Annotated in this window: 21 protein-coding genes; 16 read left to right on the top strand and 5 right to left on the bottom strand. The window is 70.4% G+C overall.

Annotation, left to right across the window (positions count from 1 at the left end; all coding sequences use genetic code 11):
• Positions 1–13: 13 nt before the first annotated feature.
• Genes AB4Z01_RS04320 through AB4Z01_RS04340 form a run of 5 tightly spaced genes read left to right on the top strand, consistent with a single transcriptional unit; the run spans position 14 to position 4,228 of the window.
• Positions 14–238, top strand: a complete 225-nt coding sequence (locus AB4Z01_RS04320; protein ID WP_441691047.1) for a hypothetical protein — start codon at positions 14–16, stop codon at positions 236–238.
• Positions 239–249: 11 nt separating this feature from the next.
• A complete protein-coding gene (locus AB4Z01_RS04325; protein WP_441690924.1) occupies positions 250–1,290 on the top strand; it encodes a DmpA family aminopeptidase in 1,041 nt (346 codons plus the stop codon).
• On the top strand, positions 1,287–2,105 hold the full coding sequence (locus tag AB4Z01_RS04330) for a M55 family metallopeptidase (RefSeq protein WP_441690925.1): 819 nt from the start codon (positions 1,287–1,289) through the stop codon (positions 2,103–2,105). The genes AB4Z01_RS04325 and AB4Z01_RS04330 overlap by 4 nt, the downstream gene beginning before the upstream one ends.
• A 14-nt stretch (positions 2,106–2,119) precedes the next feature.
• On the top strand, positions 2,120–3,082 hold the full coding sequence (locus AB4Z01_RS04335) for an isoaspartyl peptidase/L-asparaginase family protein (protein WP_441690927.1): 963 nt from the start codon (positions 2,120–2,122) through the stop codon (positions 3,080–3,082).
• A 45-nt stretch (positions 3,083–3,127) separates the two neighbouring features.
• Positions 3,128–4,228: a M24 family metallopeptidase gene (locus AB4Z01_RS04340; RefSeq protein ID WP_441690929.1), complete on the top strand. Its 1,101-nt coding sequence runs from the start codon at positions 3,128–3,130 to the stop codon at positions 4,226–4,228.
• Between the two features lie 136 nt (positions 4,229–4,364).
• On the opposite strand, the gene AB4Z01_RS04345 is transcribed toward AB4Z01_RS04340, so the two are convergent.
• The 4 genes from AB4Z01_RS04345 to AB4Z01_RS04360 form a co-directional block, all read right to left on the bottom strand.
• Entirely contained in the window at positions 4,365–5,474 is a 1,110-nt protein-coding gene (locus tag AB4Z01_RS04345) for an alcohol dehydrogenase family protein (protein ID WP_441690931.1), read from the bottom strand.
• Between the two features lie 8 nt (positions 5,475–5,482).
• Positions 5,483–6,862 (bottom strand): aspartate aminotransferase family protein, encoded by a 1,380-nt coding sequence (locus AB4Z01_RS04350; protein WP_441690933.1) that lies wholly within the window; start codon positions 6,860–6,862, stop codon positions 5,483–5,485.
• Between the two features lie 30 nt (positions 6,863–6,892).
• The gene (locus AB4Z01_RS04355; RefSeq protein WP_441690935.1) at positions 6,893–8,386 is read right to left on the bottom strand and encodes an NAD-dependent succinate-semialdehyde dehydrogenase; all 1,494 of its coding nucleotides are present in this window, start codon (positions 8,384–8,386) and stop codon (positions 6,893–6,895) included.
• A gap of 127 nt (positions 8,387–8,513) precedes the next feature.
• The gene (locus AB4Z01_RS04360; RefSeq protein WP_441690937.1) at positions 8,514–9,008 is read right to left on the bottom strand and encodes an Lrp/AsnC family transcriptional regulator; all 495 of its coding nucleotides are present in this window, start codon (positions 9,006–9,008) and stop codon (positions 8,514–8,516) included.
• Positions 9,009–9,074: 66 nt separating this feature from the next.
• Between AB4Z01_RS04360 and ehuR the strand changes: the two genes are divergently transcribed.
• From ehuR to AB4Z01_RS04415, 11 genes are all read left to right on the top strand, one after another.
• Positions 9,075–10,481, top strand: a complete 1,407-nt coding sequence (gene ehuR / locus AB4Z01_RS04365; RefSeq protein ID WP_441690939.1) for a MocR-like ectoine utilization transcription factor EhuR — start codon at positions 9,075–9,077, stop codon at positions 10,479–10,481.
• Positions 10,482–10,617: 136 nt separating this feature from the next.
• Complete coding sequence (gene ehuA, locus AB4Z01_RS04370) at positions 10,618–11,415, top strand: ectoine/hydroxyectoine ABC transporter ATP-binding protein EhuA (protein ID WP_441690941.1); 798 nt, start codon at positions 10,618–10,620, stop codon at positions 11,413–11,415.
• 38 nt (positions 11,416–11,453) lie between these two features.
• Positions 11,454–12,308 (top strand): ectoine/hydroxyectoine ABC transporter substrate-binding protein EhuB, encoded by an 855-nt coding sequence (ehuB, locus tag AB4Z01_RS04375; RefSeq protein ID WP_441690943.1) that lies wholly within the window; start codon positions 11,454–11,456, stop codon positions 12,306–12,308.
• A 139-nt stretch (positions 12,309–12,447) separates the two neighbouring features.
• Entirely contained in the window at positions 12,448–13,107 is a 660-nt protein-coding gene (gene ehuC / locus AB4Z01_RS04380) for an ectoine/hydroxyectoine ABC transporter permease subunit EhuC (protein WP_441690945.1), read from the top strand.
• A 3-nt stretch (positions 13,108–13,110) separates the two neighbouring features.
• On the top strand, positions 13,111–13,767 hold the full coding sequence (gene ehuD / locus AB4Z01_RS04385) for an ectoine/hydroxyectoine ABC transporter permease subunit EhuD (protein ID WP_441690947.1): 657 nt from the start codon (positions 13,111–13,113) through the stop codon (positions 13,765–13,767).
• Between the two features lie 13 nt (positions 13,768–13,780).
• Positions 13,781–14,536, top strand: coding sequence for an ectoine utilization protein EutA (gene eutA / locus AB4Z01_RS04390; RefSeq protein WP_441690949.1), 756 nt, complete (start codon positions 13,781–13,783; stop codon positions 14,534–14,536).
• Positions 14,537–14,893: 357 nt separating this feature from the next.
• Positions 14,894–15,883 (top strand): hydroxyectoine utilization dehydratase EutB, encoded by a 990-nt coding sequence (gene eutB, locus AB4Z01_RS04395; RefSeq protein ID WP_441690951.1) that lies wholly within the window; start codon positions 14,894–14,896, stop codon positions 15,881–15,883.
• Entirely contained in the window at positions 15,880–16,863 is a 984-nt protein-coding gene (eutC, locus tag AB4Z01_RS04400; protein ID WP_441691044.1) for an ectoine utilization protein EutC, read from the top strand. The genes eutB and eutC overlap by 4 nt, the downstream gene beginning before the upstream one ends.
• Before the next feature lie 10 nt (positions 16,864–16,873).
• On the top strand, positions 16,874–18,052 hold the full coding sequence (doeA, locus tag AB4Z01_RS04405) for an ectoine hydrolase DoeA (RefSeq protein ID WP_441690953.1): 1,179 nt from the start codon (positions 16,874–16,876) through the stop codon (positions 18,050–18,052).
• Complete coding sequence (doeB, locus tag AB4Z01_RS04410) at positions 18,049–19,050, top strand: N(2)-acetyl-L-2,4-diaminobutanoate deacetylase DoeB (protein ID WP_441690955.1); 1,002 nt, start codon at positions 18,049–18,051, stop codon at positions 19,048–19,050. Before doeA ends, doeB begins: the two co-directional genes overlap by 4 nt.
• 198 nt (positions 19,051–19,248) lie before the next feature.
• Positions 19,249–19,818, top strand: coding sequence for an alpha-ketoglutarate-dependent dioxygenase AlkB (locus AB4Z01_RS04415; protein WP_441690957.1), 570 nt, complete (start codon positions 19,249–19,251; stop codon positions 19,816–19,818).
• Between the two features lie 123 nt (positions 19,819–19,941).
• Here AB4Z01_RS04415 and mtnC read toward each other — a convergent pair whose 3' ends face one another.
• Positions 19,942–20,649 (bottom strand): acireductone synthase, encoded by a 708-nt coding sequence (gene mtnC / locus AB4Z01_RS04420; protein ID WP_441690959.1) that lies wholly within the window; start codon positions 20,647–20,649, stop codon positions 19,942–19,944.
• Between the last annotated feature and the right edge of the window lie 5 nt (positions 20,650–20,654).

Below are 20,654 nucleotides of genomic sequence, written 5' to 3' on the forward strand. Positions count from 1 at the left end.
GGCTGCCGGCCCGGTGACCGCGGTCGAGGACCTCGGCTTCGCCATCGCGCCGGGCGAGACGGTGGCGGTGGGCGAGAGCGGCTCCGGCAAGTCGGTCATCTCGCTCAGCCGCAGCTATCTCGGCGTCGCCGACCACATCACCCTCTTCCCAGGCATCGCCATCTTCGTCACGGTGCTGGCCTTGAACCTGCTCGGCGACGGCCTGCGCGACGCGCTGGACCCGAAGCTGAAGACGTAAGGGAGGCATCGGTGACGGCCCGTCTCGCCCGCGATTTCGGCCTGGTCTGCGGCACGCTGCCGACCGGGCCGCTCAACGCCATCACCGATGTGCCCGGTGTGCTGGTCGGCCATCTGACGCTGCATGTCGGCGAGGTGCTGACCGGCGTCACCGCCATCCTGCCGCATGCCGGCAACCTGTTCCGCAGCAAGGCGCGCGCCGCGGTCGAGGTGATCAACGGCTTCGGCAAGAGCACCGGCCTGATGCAGGTGGCGGAGCTGGGGACGGTCGAGACGCCGATCCTGCTGACCAACACCTTCGCCGTCGGCACCTGCGCCACGGCGCTGGTCCGCGCCGCGATCGAGGCCAACCCGGACATCGGCCGCGAAACCGGCACCGTGAATCCGGTCGTGCTGGAGTGCAATGACGGCTTCCTGTCCGACATCCAGGCCCTGGCGGTGACCGAGATCGATGCGCTGGAAGCGGTCGCCGCGGCCAGCGACGGCAAGGTCGGCGAGGGCTCGGTCGGCGCCGGCACCGGGATGAGCAGCTTCGGCTTCAAGGGCGGCATCGGCACCGCCTCCCGCCGGGTCAAGTTCGACCGCGACCATTTCCATCTCGGCGTGCTGGTGCTGGCCAATTTCGGCCGGGCCGGCGACCTGGTGCTGCCCGACGGCCGACGTCCGGCGCCACCCTCCGAACCGGCACCCGAGAAGGGCTCGGTGATCGTGATCCTGGCGACCGACGCGCCGCTGGAGCATCGCCAGCTGCACCGCGTCACCAAACGCTGCGGCGCCGGCCTGGCGCGGCTCGGCGCCTTCTGGGGCCATGGCAGCGGCGACATCGCGCTCGGCTTCTCCACCGCCGATCCGGTGGAGCACGACCAGAAGCGCGACCTGGTCCCGATCCGGGTGCTGAACGAAGCGCGCATCGACCGGCTGTTCCAGGCCGCCGCCGAGGCGACGCAGGAGGCGGTGCTGAACGCGCTCTGCGCCGCCGGGCCTGCGATCGGACGTAACGGACACAGCCGGCCGTCGCTGGCGGACTGGCTGGAAGCGGAGGAACGCAAATGAAGATCTACATTTCGTCGGACATCGAGGGCGTGGCCGGGGTGATCACGCCGCAGCAGGGCGAGCCGGGCAATGGCGAGTACGAACGCGCCCGCCGGCTGATGACCGAGGAGGTCAATGCCGCGATCGAGGGCGCGCTGGAGGGCGGTGCGACCGAGATCCTGGTCAATGACGCCCACGGCCCGATGACCAACCTGCTGCCGGAGCTGCTGCACCCGGCGGCGGAGCTGATCCAGGGCAAGCCGAAGCCGCTCAACATGTTCTGCGGGCTCGATGCCGGCCATGCCGCCGTGTTCTGCCTGGGCTATCACGCCCGTGCGTCGGAGCGGGGCGTGCTGGCCCACACCACCAGCGGCTTCGCCTTCCGCGCCGTGCGGCTGAACGGCCAGCCGCTGGGCGAAGCGGGGATCTACGGCGCCTATGCCGGCAGCCTGGGCGTGCCGGTGGCGCTGGTCTCAGGCGATGACCGCTGCGTCGCCGAGCTGCGCGAGCATTTCCCCGAGGCCGAGTTCGTCCAGACCAAGCAGGCCCTGGGCAACCGCGCCGCCCGGTCGCTGCCGCTGCCCGCCGCCCGCGCCGCCCTGCGCGAGGGTGCTGCCCGCGCCGTCCGCCGCGCCGGCGCGATGCCGCCCTTCCGCATCGAGGGGCCGTACACGCTGGAGCTGGRGATGGGCGGCCCGGCCCTGGCCGACCTCGCCGCCACCCTGCCGCCGGCCGAACGGCGCGACGGCGTCACCATCGCCCTGCCGGCCGGCAGCGTCGCCGACGCCATCCGCTGGATGAACGCGGTGTCCGCGATGACCGCTTTCCTCCGCTGACCCTCGAGGCTTCCATGACCGACCCATCCCGCGCCGTCCTGGCGATCCATGGCGGCGCCGGCACCATCCGCCGCGACTCGCTGTCGCCGGAGCAGGAGGAGGCCTATCACCGGGGCCTGCGCACCGCGCTCCGCAACGGCCATCTCGTCCTGGCGGCCGGCGGCTCGGCGCTCGACGCCGTCACCGCCGCTGTGATGGCGTTGGAAGAGGACCCGCTGTTCAACGCCGGCCGCGGCGCCGTCTTCACCAGCGCCGGCGAGAATGAGATGGATGCGTCGGTGATGGACGGGCGTGACCGCCGCGCCGGCGCCGTCGCCGGCATCTGCGGCCCGCGCCACCCGATCCTCGCCGCCCGCGCGGTGATGGAGCGGACCGAGCATGTGCTGCTGGCCGGGGAGGGGGCGCGCCGCTTCTGCCGCGAGGCCGGGCTGGAGCATATGGACCCGTCCTGGTTCCGCACCGAGCGGCGCTGGCAGGCGCTGCAGGACGAGCTGGAGCGCCGCCGCCAGGCCCTGCCGGACGATGGCGACCCGGCGCGCAGGCACGGCACGGTCGGCGCCGTGGCCTGCGACGCCGCCGGCAATCTCGCCGCCGCCACCTCGACCGGCGGCATGACCGGCAAGACGCCGGGCCGGGTCGGCGACAGCCCGGTGATCGGCGCCGGCACCTGGGCCGACAACGCCACCTGCGCCGTCTCCGGCACCGGCCATGGCGAGATCTTCATCCGCTACGCGGCCGGCCACGAGATCGACGCCCGCATGCGCTGGGCCGGCCAGGGGCTGGAGCAGGCGGCCGAGGATGTGGTGCAGGCGCTGCTCGCCCCGGCCGGCGGCTCTGGCGGGCTGATCGCGGTCGACGGCCAGGGCAATGTCTCGCTGCCCTTCAACTGCGAGGGCATGTATCGCGGCGTGGTCGGAGCGGACGGCGTGCTGCGCACGGCGATCCACCGCGAGGAGTTCCGGGTCGAGGCGACCTAGGGTAGTGATCGGTGGCGGCGGGACGCCGCGAGTCGGGAGGACAGGATGGCGGTCGATTTGGGCAAGAGGCTGGCGGCGCTGCGTGGCAAGATGCGGGAGGCGGGCGTCGACCTCGTCGCGCTCGGGCCCGGCTCGCACATGCAATGGGCGGCCGGCTTCCACCCGCATGCCGACGAGCGGCCCTGCCTGCTGCTGATCGGGCCGGAGCGCGAGGCCTTCCTGATGCCGGTGCTGAACGCCGAGGGTTCGCGCGAGGAAACGGCGATCGCCTTCCACACCTGGGACGATGCCGTCGGGCCGGACGCAGCGCTGGCCGCTGCCCTCGCCGATGTCGGCGCGGCCCAGGCCGGGCATGTGGTGCTGGACGAGACCATGCGGGCCGACTTCGCGTTGCTGCTGCTCGGCGTGCTGCCCGGCGCGCGGCACAGCTTCACCGACGGCACCATCGGCGCCCTGCGCATGCGCAAGGATGCCGCCGAATTCGCCAAGCTGAAGATGAATGCCGGCATCGCCGACCGCGCCATTCAGGCGGCCTTCGCCGCGGCCCGGCCGGGCATGACCGAGCTGGAGCTGGCGGCGGTGATCAAGGACCACTTCAGCTCGGAGGGCGCGTCGCCGCAGTTCTGGATCGTCGGCGGCGGCGGCAACGGCGCCTTCCCGCACCACCAGACCGGCGGGCGCCGGCTGGAGGAGGGCGACGCCGTGGTCGTCGACATCGGCGGCCGCAAGGACGGCTTCCCCAGCGACATCACCCGCATGGTCGCGATCGGCCGCCCGCCGGAGGGCTACGGCCAGATCCACACCATCGTCGAGAAGGCGGTGCAGGCGGCGCTGAAGGCCGCGAGGCCCGGCGTGCCGGCCAAGGAGGTCGACGCGGCCGCCCGGCGCGTCATCGCCGATGCCGGCTATGGCGACTACTTCGTTCACCGCACCGGCCACGGCATGGGCATCGACGGCCACGAGCCGCCCTACATCACCGCCACCTCCGAGACGGTGCTGGAGGAGGGCATGGTGTTCTCGATCGAGCCCGGCATCTACATCCCCGGCCGCTTCGGCATCCGGCTCGAGGAGATCGTGATCCTGCGCGAGGACGGGCCGGAGATCCTGTCCACCCTGCCGCGCGACCTGCACGTGGTGCGGGTGTGATAGGGACAGGCAAGAGGGCAGAGCTCAACTTTTATTGTCATTGCCGGGCTTGGCCCGGCAATCCAGAAGATGTCGACAGTCTCTGGATGCCCTCGTCAAACCCGGGCATGACAATTATATAGGGAGCTCTGAGTACTTAAGCCTCTCGCTCGCCTGTCCACTTCGAATCCGGCACCACCACCAGCTTGCCGACGAAGCCCTTGGCCATGAAGTCGGCCTGGGCGCGGTGGAAGTCGGACAGGCGGTAGACGCCGCCGACCAGCGGCTTCAGCTTGCCCTCCTCGATGTAGCGCACCAGCCGGCGGAAGGCGCCGCGGGTGCCCTGGGACGAGCCGTGCAGCTCCAGGTGCTTCAGGTACATGGTCCGCAGGTCCAACTGCACCACCGGCCCGGCGATGGCGCCGGCGGTGGTGTAGCGCCCCTCCGGCCGCAGGATGCGCAGCAGGTCGTTGAACATCGCCCCGCCGACCAGGTCGGCGACGACGTCGATCGGCCGGCCCTTGGTGGCGCGTTCGACCGCCGAGACCAGGTCGCCGGCGTCGCGGGTGACCACCGCCTCGGCGCCGATCGCCAGCACCGCCGCCTCCTTGCCGCGTCCGACCACGGCATAGGGGATGGCACCGCGGGCGCGGCACAGCTGGACGATGCCGGAGCCGACGCCGCCCGAGGCGCCGGTGACCAGCACGCGCTCGCCCGCCGCCACCCGGGCACGGTCCAGCATGTGCTCGCCGGTCAGGTAGGCGCAGCAGAAGGTGGCCAGCTCGACATCGCTCATCGGCGTGTCGACGCGATGGGCGTGGTCGGCCGGCAGCGCCATGTACTCGGCATAGCCGCCGTCGCGGCCATGGCCCATGTAGTCGATGTCGGCCAGGCTGTCGTCGTCGCGGTTGTAGATGCTGAAATCGACCATCACCCGCTCGCCGATCCGCGCTGCCGGCACGCCGGTGCCGACCGCGACGATGCGGCCGACCGTGTCGGTGCCCTGGATGCGCGGGAAGGTCAGGGTCGACCGGTCGCCGCGGCCGCGCCAGCTCGACACCGCCTCCGGGTCCGCCTCGGTGCCGTAGGCGCCTTCGCGGACCCAGACATCGGTGTTGTTCATGCCGCAGGCCGCGACCTCGATCAGCACCTCGCCGGCCGCCGGCTTCGGCACCGGCACGTCGTCGCGATGGACCAGCTTGTCGGGCCCGCCATGGCCGGTCAGGACCACGGCGCGCATGGTGGGGGGGATGGTTTCGGCGATCATGGCGTCGCTCACAGCTCCCTCGCCACCGACTCGACGGCGCCGGTCACGGCCTTGACCACGATGTCGGCCTCGTCGCGGGTCAGGCACAGCGGCGGGGCGAAGCCCAGGATATCGCCCTGCGGCAAAGCGCGGGTGATCACGCCGCGGGCCAGCGTCGCCGCGTAGATCCGCGGGCCGACCTTCAGCGCCGGGTCGAAATACACCCGGTCGTCCTTGTCGGCCACGAACTCGACCGCTGCCGCGAGGCCCTCGCCGCGCACCTCGCCGACGATGCGATGGCCGGCCAGGGCGTCGGTCAGCGCCTGCTTGAAATAGGCCCCGGTCTCCTTCGCGTTCTCGACCAGCCCCAGGCTGTCGACCAGCTCCAGGTTGGCGATCGCCGCGGCGGTGCACAGCGGGTGCGAGGAATAGGTCCAGCCATGGCCGATGGCGCCGAGCGTATCGGACCCCTTCTCCAGGATCTTCCACACCTTCTCCGACACGATCACGCCGGACAGCGGGGCATAGGCCGAGGTCAGGCCCTTGGCGATGGTGATCAGGTCCGGCTTGATGCCGTAGTGGTCGGACCCGAACATCGACCCCAACCGGCCGAAGCCGGTGATGACCTCGTCGGCGATCAGCAGCACGTCGTATTTGGCCAGGACAGCCTGGATCTTCTCCCAATAGCCGGCTGGCGGCGGCACCAGCCCGCCGGTGCCCAGGATCGGCTCGCCGATGAACGCGGCCACCGTCTCCGGCCCCTCGGCCAGGATCAGCTCCTCCAGCCGGTCCGCGCAGGCTTGGGAGAACTGCTCCTCGCTCAGCGACCGGTCCTCACGGCGGTAGTAATAGGGCGCGTCGGTGTGCAGCACCTGGGCCAGCGGCAGGTCGAAGGCCTTGTGGAACAGCTCGAGCCCGGTGAGGCTGCCGGTCATCAGGCCGGAGCCGTGATAGCCGCGCCAGCGCGAGATGATCTTCTTCTTCTTGGTCCGGCCCAGGATGTTGTTGATGTACCAGACCAGCTTGACATTGGTCTCGTTGGCGTCGGACCCGCCGAGGCCGAAGAACACCCGCGACATGCCGGCCGGTGCGCGGTCGATGATCATCTTGGCCAGGCGGATCGACGGCTCGCTGCCGTGGCCGACATAGGCGTGGTAATAGGCCAGCTCATGCGCCTGGGCGGCGATCGCGTCGGCGATCTCGCGGCGGCCGTAGCCGACATTGACGCAATAGAGGCCGGCAAAGGCATCCAGGCTGCGCTTGCCGTCGCGGTCGGTGATGTACACGCCCTCGCCGCCGGTGATGATCCGGTTCGGCGTCTCACCCCGCGCATGGGCCGCCATATGGGTCGACGGGTGGAAGAAGTGATCGCGATCCCAGGCGTCGAGTTCGTTGCCGCGAAGGGCCATCGGGGTTCTCCTTGAACGAGGGGCGGGCGCTCAGGCGGCGTCCAGACACAGATATTTGAGCTCGGTGAAGGCCTCGATGCCGTGGCGCGAGCCTTCGCGGCCGAGGCCGGACTGCTTGGTGCCGCCGAACGGGATCGGGGCGCCGGTGATCTTGACCCGGTTGACCGCGACCATGCCGTAGTCGAGGGAGCGGCCCAACCGCAGCATGCGGCCGCCGTCGCGGGTGACGACATAGGCCACCAGCCCGTATTCGGTGTCGTTGGCGCGGGCGATCACCTCGTCCTCGGCATCGAAGGCGGTGACGGCGGCGACCGGGGCGAAGGTCTCCTCGCGCATGATCGCGGCGTCGTCCGGCACATCGGCCAGCACGGTCGGGGCGAAGAACAGCGGCCCGGCGGAATGGACATCGCCGCCGGCCAGGCAGCGGGCCCCGCGCGCCACGGCGTCCTGGACATGCTCCGCCGCCTTGGCCACCGCGCGGCCATGCATCAACGGCCCGATCTCGGTCCCGGCATCGAGGCCGTTGCCGACCTTCAGCGCCGCCACCCGCTTGGCGAAGGCCGTGCAGAAGGCGGCATAGACCGGCCGCTCGACATAGATCCGGTTGGCGGCCAGGCAGTCCTGGCCCGAGGTCGCGAATTTGGCGTCGATCGCGATCGACACGGCGCGGTCCAGATCGGCATCGGCGAAGACGATCAGCGGCGCATGGCCGCCGAGTTCCAGCTGCAAGCGCTTGATCGTCGGGGCGCAGCGCTCGGCGATCAGCCGGCCGATCTCCGTCGACCCGGTGAAGCTGACCGCCCGCACCCGCTTGTCGGCGCAGATCCGGCCGACGATCGGCTCCGGGTCACCGGTGACGATGTTCAGGACCCCGGCGGGGATGCCGGCACGCTCCGCCAGCTCGGCCAGCGCCAGGGCCGACAGCGGTGTCTGCGACGACGGATGCGCCACCACGGTGCAGCCGGCGGCCAGGGCGGCCGCGGCCTTGCGGGTCAGCATGGCGCAGGGGAAGTTCCACGGCGTGGCGATGCCGATGACGCCCAGCGGCTCGCGCCGCACCATCATCTCGGCGCCGGGCAGATGGCTGGTGACGGATTCGACGTTCAGGCGCTTGGCCTCCTCGGCGAACCATTCGACGAAGCCGGCGCCGTAGTCGATCTCGCCGCGCGATTCCGCCAGCGGCTTGCCCTGCTCCAGTGTCATCAGCAGGGCCAGGTCCTCCTTGGCCGCAAGGATTCGGTCGAACCAGTTGCGCAGCTTCGCCGCTCGCTCCTGCGGCAGCAGCGCCCGCCAGGCCGGGAAGGCGGCCTCGGCGGCGGCGATGGCACGATCCGCCTCGGCCGCGCCCAGCCGGGCGACGCGGGCGACGGTGGTACCGGTGGCGGGGTCGACGACCTCGAACACCGCGCCATTGGCGGCGGCGGTCCAGCGGCCGTCGACATAGGCCAGCTCGCGCAGCAGCCGGCGATCGGTCAGGCGGCCCAGCGCGTCATGCTGGCTGGGCCGGGTGGCGAGGGCGGTCATCGGCTGAGCCTCCGTCAAGGGCGATGCCGCCAGGGTAGGGGGAGAGCAGGGGAGAAGGAGGCTGTTTGCAGGGGCGGCGGGAGACCAAGTCTCTTGGAGCGATGCGCAGGCGAGAGAGTCTCTCCGCCTACGTCCCGTCCGCTCCCGCCAGCACCTCCACCGGCACCGTCACGTCGTCCTTCACCGTTCGCGTGACGATGTAGGTGAAGTACCGGTCGATGCCGATCTCCTCCTCCAGCAGCCGGTCGATCAGCCGCTGATAGCCGTCGATGTCGCGCGCCACCACCTTCAGCAGATAGTCGATGCCGCCGCCCAGCGACCAGCAGGCCACCACCTCCGGCACCGCCTTCACCGCCCGCTCGAACCGGTCGAAATCGGCCTGGCGGTGGGCACCCAGCGTGATCTCGACGAACACCATGGCGAAGGGCGCGATCCGGCGCAGCGCCAGCCGGGCGTGGTAGCCGGAGATCACGCCCTCGCGCTGAAGCCGGTGCAGCCGGGTCCAGCACGGCGTCGGCGACAGCCCGACCTTCTCGGCCAGGGCCAGCTTGGTGATGCGCCCGTCGCGCTGGATCTCGGCCAGGATGCGCAGGTCGATCGGGTCGAGCTTGACGGAGGACATGGCGGAAACCATGCCGTTGTGTAAATCGGGTTGTCAATTGAACTGATCTTGGATCACAGTCCAATCATGACAATGTGGCAACCCGACCCCGCCGCCCTGCGGCGGCCCGCCTATCTCTCCCTGGCCGACCAGATCGCGCGGGCGATCTCGGATGGCCGGCTGCAGCCAGGCGAGCGGCTGGCGACGCACCGGCACATGGCCGAGACGCTGGAGCTGTCGGTGCAGACCGTCAGTCGGGCCTATGAGGAGCTGATCCGCCGCGGCCTGATCTCCGGCGAGACCGGGCGCGGCACCTTCATCCGCGCGCCGCAGCGCGAGCCCGTGCCGCCCTACATCCCCGAGCGGCTGAGCGAGGTGATCGATCTCTCGATCCTGAAGCCGGTGGTGTGCGAGACCCGTCACATCGACGCGATGAAGGCGGCGCTGCATGCGCTGGCGGACGATCTGCCGCATTCCGCCGTGCTGTCCTTCCGCCCGAACACGCTGTTCGCCCGCCACCGCCGTGTGGCGCAGGGCTGGCTGCGCGAGCAGTGCGGGGTTGAGGCCACGCCCGGCGCCATCCACCTGACCAACGGCGCCACCGCCGGCATGACCATCGCCCTGATGGCCGCGGCCCCGCCGGGGTCCACCGTGGTGACCGAGGCGGTCGGCCACCACACGCTGGTGCCGCTGGCCGCCTATCTCGGCCTGCGGCTGCGCGGCGTGGCGATCGATGCCGAGGGCGTGATCCCCGAGGCGCTGGACGAGGCCTGCAGCGAGGGCGACGTCCGCGCCCTGTTCGTGATGCCGAACCCGATCAACGCCACCGCCAGCCTAATGGGCGCGGCGCGGCGGGCCGGGATCGTCGAGGTGGCGCGCCGCCACGGCCTGCAGATCATCGAGAACGACGTGCTGGCGCCGCTGTTGAGCGAGCGGCTGCCGCCGCTGGCCGCCCTGGCGCCGGAGCGCACGCTGTACGTCACCACCTTCACCAAATGCGTGATGCCGGGGCTGCGCGCCGGCTATCTGGTGGTGCCGGACCGGCTGGGGCCGGGCGTGGCCAACCGCAGCCTGGTGACCAGCTGGATGGCGACCGGGCTGATCGCCGAGCTGGCCGCGCGCTGGGTCGAGAACGGCACGGCGTCGGAGCTGGTGCGCTGGCAGGTCGAGGCGATTCGCGGCCGCCAGGCGATCGCCGCTGAGCTGCTGGCCGGCATCCCGCACAAGGCCCATCCGGAGGGGCTGCATGTCTGGCTGCCGCTGGGCGAGGGGCGGTCGGAGGAGGAGTTCGTGTCGCATGCCCGGCTGCAGGGCGTGGCGATCGCGCCCGGCGCCTCGTTCGCGATCGGGGGCGCCAGCGAGGGCGGCATGGACCGGCAGCCGGCGGTGCGGATCTCGGTCGGCTCGACCACGCCCGAGCAGCTGCGCGACGGGCTGAAGATCGTCGTCAGCCTGCTGCAGGGCGAGCCGGAGCCGGTGCTGCTGGCGATGTAGCAACCGGCAAGCCACTGCCTAAGGAATCATCACGGCAGATGAGATTGTACTGATTTATTTTTCCATTTGACATGATTTTGTCTCCCTTCCATCGTTGGCAGCAACAGAGGCCCGTCGCCGCAACAGGGAGAGCGACTTGGCGAACTCCGCATCCGACCCGTGCATCAGCGTCGAGGGCGTCACCAAGCGCTTCGGGCCGCTGACCGTCCTGAACGACCTGAATTTCACCGTGAAGCCGGGCGAGAAGCTGGCCCTGATCGGGCCGTCCGGCTCCGGGAAGACCACCATCCTGCGCATCCTGATGACGCTGGAGGAGATCAACGGCGGCCATATCCGGATCGAAGGCGAGCAACTGTTCCACATGCCGCGGAACGGCGGGCTGGTGGCGGCCGATGACCGCCATCTGCACAAGATGCGCGCCAAGATCGGCATGGTGTTCCAGCTGTTCAACCTGTTCCCGCACAAATGCGTGCTGGACAACGTGACCCTGGCGCCGATCCTGACCGCCGGCGCCGACCGCAAGACCGCCGAGGCCCGGGCGATGGAGCTGCTCGAGCTGGTCGGCATGGCGGAGAAGGCCAAGGCGATGCCAGCGCAGCTGTCCGGCGGCCAGAAGCAGCGCGTGGCGATCGCCCGCGCCTTGGCGCTGAAGCCGAAGATCATGCTGTTCGACGAGGTCACCTCGGCGCTCGACCCCGAGCTGGTCGAGGAGGTGCTGAACGTCATGCGCCGCCTGGCCGCCGAGACCGACATGACCATGCTGCTGGTCACCCACGAGATGAGCTTCGCCCACGACTTCGCCGACCGGGTCCTGTTCTTCGACCGCGGCCGGATCGTCGAGGAGGGGCCGCCGGACGAGATCTTCCGGCACCCGCGCGAGGAGCGGACCCAGACCTTCCTCAAGAAGATCATCGCCGCCGGCCAACGGATCTGACCGCAGCGGCCCCCAAACGCAGAACAGGAGAGGCAAACATGAACAAGACCGGATTTTGCGCGCGTCTGATCCTGGCCGCCGCATCGGCCGCCGCCCTGGCGGCCTTCGCGCAGCCGGCCACGGCCGACACGCTGGAGAATTTGAAGGAGCAGGGCTTCGCCCGCATCGCCATCGCCAACGAGCCGCCCTTTACCGCGGTGGCGGCGGACGGCAAGGTTTCCGGCGCCGGGCCGGACGTGGCGCGCGAGGTGTTCAAGCGCATGGGCGTGCCCGATGTCGTCGCCTCGATCTCGGAATACGGCGCCATGATCCCTGGCCTGCAGGCCCGCCGCTTCGACGCGGTCACCGCCGGCCTGTTCATGAAGCCGGAGCGCTGCCGCGCCGTGGCCTATTCCCAGCCGATCCTGTGCGACGGCGAGGCCTTCGCGGTGGCGAAGGGCAACCCGAAGAACTTCCAGAGCTATGCCGACATCGCCGCCAATGCGGACGCCAAGATCGGCGCGCCGGGCGGCGGCACCGAGGAGCGGCTGGCGCTCGAGGCCGGGGTGCCGCGCGACCGGGTGATCGTGGTGCCGGACGGTCAGAGCGGCATCAAGATGCTGCAGGACGGCCGCATCGACGTCTATTCGCTGCCGATCCTGTCGATCCAGGATCTGCTGAAGAAGGCGTCCGACCCGAATATCGAGATGATCGGGCCGGTGAAGAACGCGCCGGTCTATTGCGACGGCGCCGCCTTCCGCAAGCAGGACACGGCGCTGCGCGACGCCTTCGACAAGGAGCTGGCGGCGCTGAAGCAGTCCGGCGAGTTCGCCAAGATCGTCGAGCCCTATGGCTTCTCGGCCAAGGCCGCGCTCGAGACCAACCGCGACGCGATGTGCGGCGGCCCGAACTGACAGCCACCCTTGTCCGTCATTCCCGCGAAAGCGGGAATCTCTGTCCGCTCGTCCGGTCGCGAGATCCCCGCTTTCGCGGGGATGACGGTCAGAAATGGAATGACATCCGCACGATGACCCCGCCACGACGAGCCGCCGCATGAACCAGTGGGAAGGCTATCTCGGGCTGATCCTGCAGGGCGCCTGGGTGACGATCGAGCTGACCGTGCTGGGCTGCGCCCTGGCGCTGGTGGTTGCCTTCCTGGCCGGGCTGGGGCGGCTGTCGTCCAGCTGGCTGCTGCGCACCATCGCCACGACCTATGTCGAGTTCTTCCGCGGCACCTCGATCTTCGTGCAGCTGTTCTGGATCTATTTCGTGCTGCCGCTGGCCGGGTTCGAGCTCAGCCCGCTGCTGGCCGGTGTGCTGGCCCTCGGCCTCAATGTCGGGGCCTATGGGGCGGAGGTGGTGCGCGGCGCCGTGCAGTCGATCGGGCGCGAGCAGCGCGAGGCCTGCGTCGCCCTGAACCTGACCCGGCGGCAGAGCCTGTGGCACGTCATCCTGCCCCAGGCCTTCGTGCTGATGCTGCCGACCTTCGGCAACAACGCCATCGAGCTGTTGAAGGCCACCGCCGTGGTGTCGCTGATCTCGCTGACCGACCTGACCTTCCAGGCGCAGATCGTGCGGGCCCAGACCGGCAGCACCGCCTTCCCCTTCCTCACCATCCTGCTGATCTATTTCGCGCTGGCGCTGCTGATCTCGGCCGGGGTGCGGGCGCTGGAGCGCCGCCTGGCCCGCGGCCTCGACGGCGTGCGGAGCTGAGCCATGGATTGGGACTGGGCCTTCGTCGTCGAGATCCTCCCGACCCTGATCCAGGGCGTGAAGATCACCATCCTGGCCACCATCCTCGGCTACGCCCTGGCGGTGGTGCTGGGCCTCGGCCTCGCTTTGCTGCGCCGGACCCGCCGGCGCTGGCTGGCCCGCACCGTGGGCTTCCTGATCGAGTTCATTCGCGGCACGCCGCTGCTGGTGCAGCTGTATTTCCTGTTCTACATCATGCCGGATCTCGGCCTGACGCTGTCGCCCCTGACCGCCGGGGTGATCGGCCTCGGCCTGCACTACGCCACCTACACGGCGGAAGTGTACCGCGCCGGCATCGACAACACCCCGCGCGGCCAGTGGGAGGCGGCGAAGGCCTGCAACCTGACGGCGGGGCAGAGCTGGCGCCATGTGATCCTGCCGCAGGCGATTCCGCCGATGTTGCCGGCGCTGGCCAACTACTTCATCGCCATGTTCAAGGAGACGCCGCTGCTCTCCGCCATCACGGTCCTGGAGTTGATGAACCAGGCCCGCAGCGTCGCCAATTTCAACTACCGCTACCTGGAGCCGATGACGCTGGTCGGCGCCTTCTTCCTCGTCATCAGCCTGATCGCCGTGGTCGGCCTCCGCTTCCTGGAGCGCCGCTTCCGGCCGCTGCGCTGAGCCGGAGCCGACCATGATTGAGATCGAACGGTCCACCCTGCCGCTTAGCTTCGACGACCGCCCCCTGCCGAAGCGGGTCGGCTTGGTCATCCTGGCGACCGACCACACCAGCGAGCCGGATTTCCACCGCATGGTCGCGAGTGATCGGATCGGCGTCTACGTCGCCCGCATCGCCTATGCCAACCCGACCACCCCGGAGAACCTGCGCCGGATGCAGCCGCGCCTCAGCGAGGGCGCCGGGCTGATCCTGCCGGGGGAGGGGCTGGACCTGGTCTGCTATTCCTGCACCTCGGCCTCGGTGGTGATGGGCGACGACGCGGTCGAGGAGGCGATCCGCGAGGCCAAGCCGGGCGTCACCGTGGTGACCCCGCCGCTGGCCGCGCGCCGCGCCCTCGATGCGCTCGGCGCCCGCCGGATCGCGGTGCTGACGCCCTATACGGTCGAGACCAGCCGGCCGATGGCGGACTACTTCACCGGCCACGGCCACGACATCGCCCGCTTTACCTGCCTCGGCCTGGACGACGACCGCGAGATGGCGCGGATCAGCCTGTCGTCGATCGTGGAAGCGGCCGAGGCGGCGATGGCGCCGGACGCCGAGGCGCTGTTCATCTCCTGCACCGCCTTGCGCGCCGCCGGGGTGGTGGCGGAGATCGAGCGCCGGATCGGCAAGCCGGTCGTGACCAGCAACCTCGCCACCGCCTGGATGGCGCTGCGCCTGTGCGGCGACGACCGCCCCCGGCCGGAGCTCGGCCGGCTGATGGCGCTGTGAGGCCGCGATGATCGCCTATCCGCTTTTTTCAATGTCATTGCCGGGCTTGACCCGGCAATCCAGGGGCCACCCAGAGCGGCATCGGCATTCCCTGGATGCCCGGGTCAAGCCCGGGCATGACAGGAAAGGGGAAGGGCGTAGCAAAGCTGCCGACGTCTCTCGTTCGAGTCCCCCCTCCCCTCGCGGGWGGGGGGTAGGGGGAGGGGGGTCCCTCCGCCAGAACCGGCCGTGTCCTATCGGAACTCCAAGGCCCATCGCATTCGCGCGCGGACGCGCGCAGACCCCTCTCCCTGCCCCCCTCCCGCAAGGGGAGGGGGGACTAAAAAGGGAGTGCCGGCGCTTTAAAGGTCCAGGCCGATGACCGCCGTCACCCTCGACACCATCCGCGCCGCCGCCGATCGCATCGCCGGTGAGGTGGTGCGGACGCCGCTGGTCCGTTCCGCCTCGCTGTCCGAGCGCGCCGGGGCGCCGGTGTTCCTCAAGCTGGAGACCCGGCAGACCACCGGCAGCTTCAAGCTGCGCGGCGCGACCAACGCCGTGCTGTCCCTGCCGCCCGAGGCGCGACAGGTCGGCATCGCCGCGGCCTCGACCGGCAATCATGGCCGCGGCCTGGCCCATGCCGCCGCCCGCCAGGGCCTGCGCTGCGTCGTCTGCATGTCCGCTCTGGTGCCGGAGAACAAGGTCGCCGCGATCCGCGCGCTCGGCGCCGAGATCCGCATCGTCGGCCGGTCCCAAGACGACGCGCAGGAAGAGGTCGACCGGCTGGTGGCGGAGGAGGGCTTCACCGCCATCCCGCCCTTCGACCATGCCGACGTGATCTCCGGCCAGGGCACCATCGGCCTCGAGATCGTCGCCGACCTGCCCGATGTGGCGCAGGTGGTGGTGCCGCTGTCCGGCGGCGGCCTGTTCGGCGGCATCGCCGCCGCGGTCAAGGGGCTGCGGCCGCAGGCCCGCATGGTCGGCGTGTCGATGGCCCGCGGCCCGGCGATGCGCGACAGCCTCGCCGCCGGCCGGCCGGTCGCGGTCGAGGAACTGCCGACGCTGGCGGATTCGCTCGGCGGCGGCATCGGCCTCGATAACCGCCTCACCTTCGCTTTGGCCCGTGACCTGCTGGACGAGGCGGTGCTGCTGACCGAGGCCGAGATCGCCGCCGCGATCGACCACGCCTATGCGGCGGAGCAGGAGATCGTCGAGGGCGGCGGGGCGGTCGGCATCGGCGCGCTGCTGGCCGGCAAGCTCACCGTATCCGGCCCGACCGTACTCGTGGTCTCGGGCCGCAACATCGACATGGCGCTGCACCGGCGGATCGTCAGCGGCGCCTGGGAGGAGACATCGTGCCCCGCATGACCATCGTGACGGAGGCGGAGCTACGCCGCGCCGTCCCGCTCGACCGCGACGCCGTCGCCTGCGTCGAGGACGCGTTCCTGGCGCTGGCCACCAAGGATGTGGTGATGCCGCCGATCCTGCGCCTCGACATCCCCGAGCATCGCGGCGAGGTCGACGTCAAGACCGCCTATGTGCCGGGGCTGGACGGCTTCGCCATCAAGATCAGCCCCGGCTTCTTCGACAACCGGAAGCTGGGCCTGCCCAGCACCAACGGGCTGATGGTGCTGTTCAACGCCAGGACCGGGCTGGTCGACGCCGTGTTCCTGGACAATGGCTATCTGACCGATGTCCGCACCGCCGCGGCCGGGGCGGTGGCCGCGAAACATCTCTCGCGGCCGGACTCATGGGTGGCGGCGATCTTCGGCGCCGGGGTGCAGGCCCGGCTTCAGCTCAAGGCCCTGACCCTGGTGCGGCCGATCGTCGAGGCGCGGATCTGGGCCCGCGACCCGGACCGGGCGCAGGCGCTCGCGGCAAGACTGTCGGACGAGCTGGGCCTCGCCGTCCATGCCGAGGCGGCGCCTCGGGCCGCGATCGACGGCGCCGACATCATCGTCACCACCACCCCGGCGGCCGAGCCGATCCTGCGCGCCGAATGGCTGGCGCCCGGCCAGCACGTCACTGCCATGGGGTCGGACGCCGAGCACAAGAACGAGCTGGACCCGGCGATCCTCGCCAAGGCGGATCTCTACGTCGCCGACAGCTTGGCCCAGACGCGCCGGCTGGGCGAGCTGCACCACGCCATCGCCGCGGGCACCGTCGCCGCCGACGCCGTCTTCCCCGAGCTCGGCGCGGTCATTGCGGGCAAAGCAGCGGGCCGGCCCTCCGCCGCCGCCATCACCGTCGCGGACCTGACCGGCACCGGCGTCCAGGACACCGCTATCGCCACCCTGGCCCGCGGCCGTGTCGCCGCCGCCGGGGTCGGCACCCCATTCGAAAGCTGAGAGGCACAGCATGTCCGTAGAGCTCAACTTCAGCCGCGAGGAATATGCCGCGCGGCTCGCCAAGACCCGTGCCGCCATGGCCCGCAAGGGCATCGACCTGCTGTGGATCAGCGACCCGTCGAACATGGCCTGGCTGACCGGCTATGACGGCTGGTCCTTCTATGTCCACCAGGGCGTGCTGGTGCCGCCGGAGGGCGAGCCGATCTGGTACGGCCGTGGCCAGGACGCCAACGGCGCCAAGCGCACCGCCTATCTCGCCCATGACAACATCATCGGCTATCCCGACCATTACGTGCAGTCGACCGAGCGGCACCCGATGGACCGGCTGGCCGAGATCATCGACTCGCGCGGCTGGGGCCGGCTGTCGATCGGCGTCGAGATGGACAATTACTGGTTCTCCGCCGCCGCCTTCGCCTCGCTGCAGCGCCATTTGCCCAATGCCCGCTTCGCCGACGCCACCGCGCTGGTGAACTGGCAGCGCGCGGTGAAGAGCCCGCAGGAGCTGGACTACATGCGCAAGGCCGCCCGTATCGTCGAGGCGATGCACAAGCGGATCGTCGAGAAGGTCGAGCCCGGCCTGCGCAAGAACGACCTGGTGGCCGAGATCTACGATGCCGGCATCCGCGGCGTCGAAGGCTTCGGCGGCGACTACCCGGCGATCGTGCCGCTGCTGCCCTCGGGCGCCGACGCCTCGGCCCCGCACCTGACCTGGGACGACAAGCCGATGCGGTCGGGGGAGGGCACCTTCTTCGAGATCGCCGGCTGCTACAAGCGCTACCACTGCCCGCTGTCGCGCACCGTGTTCCTGGGCAAGCCGACCCAGGCCTTCCTCGATGCCGAGAAGGCGGTGCTGGAGGGGATGGAGGCGGGCCTGGGCGCGGCGCGGCCCGGCAACACCTGCGAGGACATCGCCAACGCCTTCTTCGCGGTGCTGAAGAAATACGGGATCATCAAGGACAACCGCACCGGCTACCCGATCGGCCTCAGCTACCCGCCCGACTGGGGCGAGCGCACCATGAGCCTGCGCCCCGGCGACCGCACGGTGCTGGAGCCCGGCATGACCTTCCACTTCATGACCGGGCTGTGGCTGGAGGAGATGGGGCTGGAGATCACCGAGAGCATCGCCATCACCGACAGCGGCGTCGAGATCCTGGCCGACGTGCCGCGCCAGCTCTTCGTGAAACCATGAGCGACTTGCCGCCCTCGCCGATCGTCCCTTCCGTCGATTTCGACCGCGACGGGGTGCAGCACGGCACGCTGCGCCTGCCCTACAGCCGGGACGATTCCGCCTGGGGCTCGGTGATGATCCCGATTGCGGTGGTGAAGAACGGGGAGGGGCCGACCGCGCTCCTCACCGGCGCCAATCACGGCGACGAATATGAGGGGCCGATCGCCCTGTTCGACCTGGCGCGGACGCTGGACCCGGCGTCGGTCCGCGGCCGGGTGATCATCGTCCCGGCGATGAACTATCCCGCCTTCCGCGCCGGCACCCGCACCTCGCCGATCGACAAGGGCAACCTGAACCGCAGCTTCCCGGGCCGGCCGGACGGCACGCCGACGCAGAAGATCGCCGACTACTTCCAGCGCCACCTGCTGCCGCTGGCCGACATCGTGCTGGACTTCCACTCCGGCGGCCGGACTCTGGACTTCGTGCCCTTCGCCGCCGCCCACATCCTGCCCGACAAGGACCAGGAGGCGCGCTGCTTCGCGGCGGTGGAGGCGTTCTCCGCCCCCTGGTCGATGCGGATGCTGGAGATCGACGCGGTCGGCATGTACGACACCGCGGCCGAGGCGGCGGGCAAGGTCTTCGTCACCACCGAGCTCGGCGGCGGCGGCACCGCCACGGCGCGCACGGCGGGGATCGCCAAACGCGGCGTGCGCAACCTGCTGCGCCATGCCGGCATCCTGCAGGGCGAGGTCGAGCGCGTGCCCAGCCGCTGGCTCGACATGCCCTCCGCCGACTGCTTCCGCTTCGCCGAGCAGGACGGCATGACCGAGACCTGCGTCGACCTCGGCGACCCGGTGCGGAAGGGCGACATCATCGCCCGCATCCACCCGGTCGACCGCACCGGCCAGGCCCCGGCGGAATACCGGGCGGCACTGGACGGCATCCTGGCGGCCCGGCATTTCCCAGGGCTGGTGAAAGCGGGGGACTGCCTGGCGGTGATCGGCACGGTGGAGGGGTAGTCCCCCCTCACCCTCCCGTCGCCAACGCGACGGGCCCCTCCCTCTCCCCAAGGAGAGGGAAAAGCAAGCTCCGGCCCCTATACCTCTCCCCCCGGAGAGGTCGAAATCGCGCAGCGATTTCGGGTGAGGGGGATGGCGCCGGCTTTGCCGGGTTGTGGGCGGATCCCATATGGTTGGCATCAATCATGGAGTCCAGCCGTGCAGCCCGACCTGTTCGGCCCGCCGCCGCTCGCCGGCCTGTCGACCGTCGAGGGCATCGTCACGCCGGAGGAGGAGCGGCATTTGACTTCGGCGATCGACGCGGCGGAGCTGTCGCCGTTCCGCTACCAGGGCTGGGAAGGCCGGCGCCTGACCGCCACCTTCGGCTGGCGCTACGATTTCGAGGACGGCAGCTTCCGGCCGGCGGAGCCGGTCCCGGACTGGCTGCTGCCGCTGCGCGAGAAGGCCGCCCGCTTCGCCGGGCTGGGCCCGGCCACCCTCGCCCAGGCGCTCTTGATCCGCTACGACCCCGGCGCCGGCATCGGCTGGCACCGCGACCGGCCGGTGTTCGAGCATGTCATCGGCATATCGCTCGGCGCCGCCGCGACCCTGCGCTTCCGCCGCCGCCGGCCGGAGGGCGGCTTCGACCGCAGGTCCGTGCCGCTGGCGCCGCGCTCGGCCTACCACCTGTCCGGTGAGGCCCGGCACGGCTGGGAACACAGCATCCCGGAGATGGACGCGACCCGGTGGTCGGTGACGTTCCGCAGCCTGTCCGGCCGCAAGCCTTGATCCGTCATTGCGAGGAGGCGAAGCCGACGAAGCAATCCAGGGGCCGATGCGAGCGGCCCTGGATTGCTTCCCCCGGCTCAAGGCCGGGGTCGCAATGACGATGGATGGGTCGACCCGCCGGTATCAGCCGAACGCCACCAGGTCGCGCAGCTGGTCGAACTCGGCCACGAGCGGCGCGCCGGCGTCGTTCGGCTTCACCGACGGGTCTCGGATCACCTGGACGACATGGACGCCTGCCTGACGCGCCGCCGCGACCTCGCGCGGATTGTCGGTCAGGAACAGGATGCGGTCGGGCGCGGCGCCAAGATCCGCGGCGATCGCCAGATAGGAGTCGGGCACCACCTTGGCGCCGATGTCGGTGTCGTAGTGCCGGCCGAAATAGGGCCGCAGGTCGCCGCGGTTGGAGTTCTGGAAGAACTCGACCTGCGCCTTGACCGAGCCGGAGGAGAAGATGTGCATCGGCACGCCGGCCTTGTGCCAGCCCTCCAGCGCCGCATGGGCGTCGTCGTAGATGTGGCCCTTGAAGGCGCCTTCCTTGTAGCCCTCCTCCCAGACCAGCCCCTGCAGCAGCTTCAAGGGCGGCACCTTCTGATCGGCATCCTGCCAGGCGATCAGCGCGGCGACCGGGTCCTGGCCGGGTTCGATCCGCTCCACCGTCTCGCGCAGCGCGCGCTGCACCACCGGATGGTCGGGGTGCTTCGCGACGAAGACCGGGATCCGCTCCCGCGAGAAGGGGTACAGCACGTCCAGCACATAGCGCTGCGAGCTGATCGTGCCCTCGATGTCGAGCAGGATCAGGTCGATCGGGTGGGTCTGGAAGGTCAGGGTCATCTCGG

The organism is Inquilinus sp. YAF38 (assembly GCF_052113205.1).
Lineage (GTDB): Bacteria > Pseudomonadota > Alphaproteobacteria > DSM-16000 > Inquilinaceae > Inquilinus.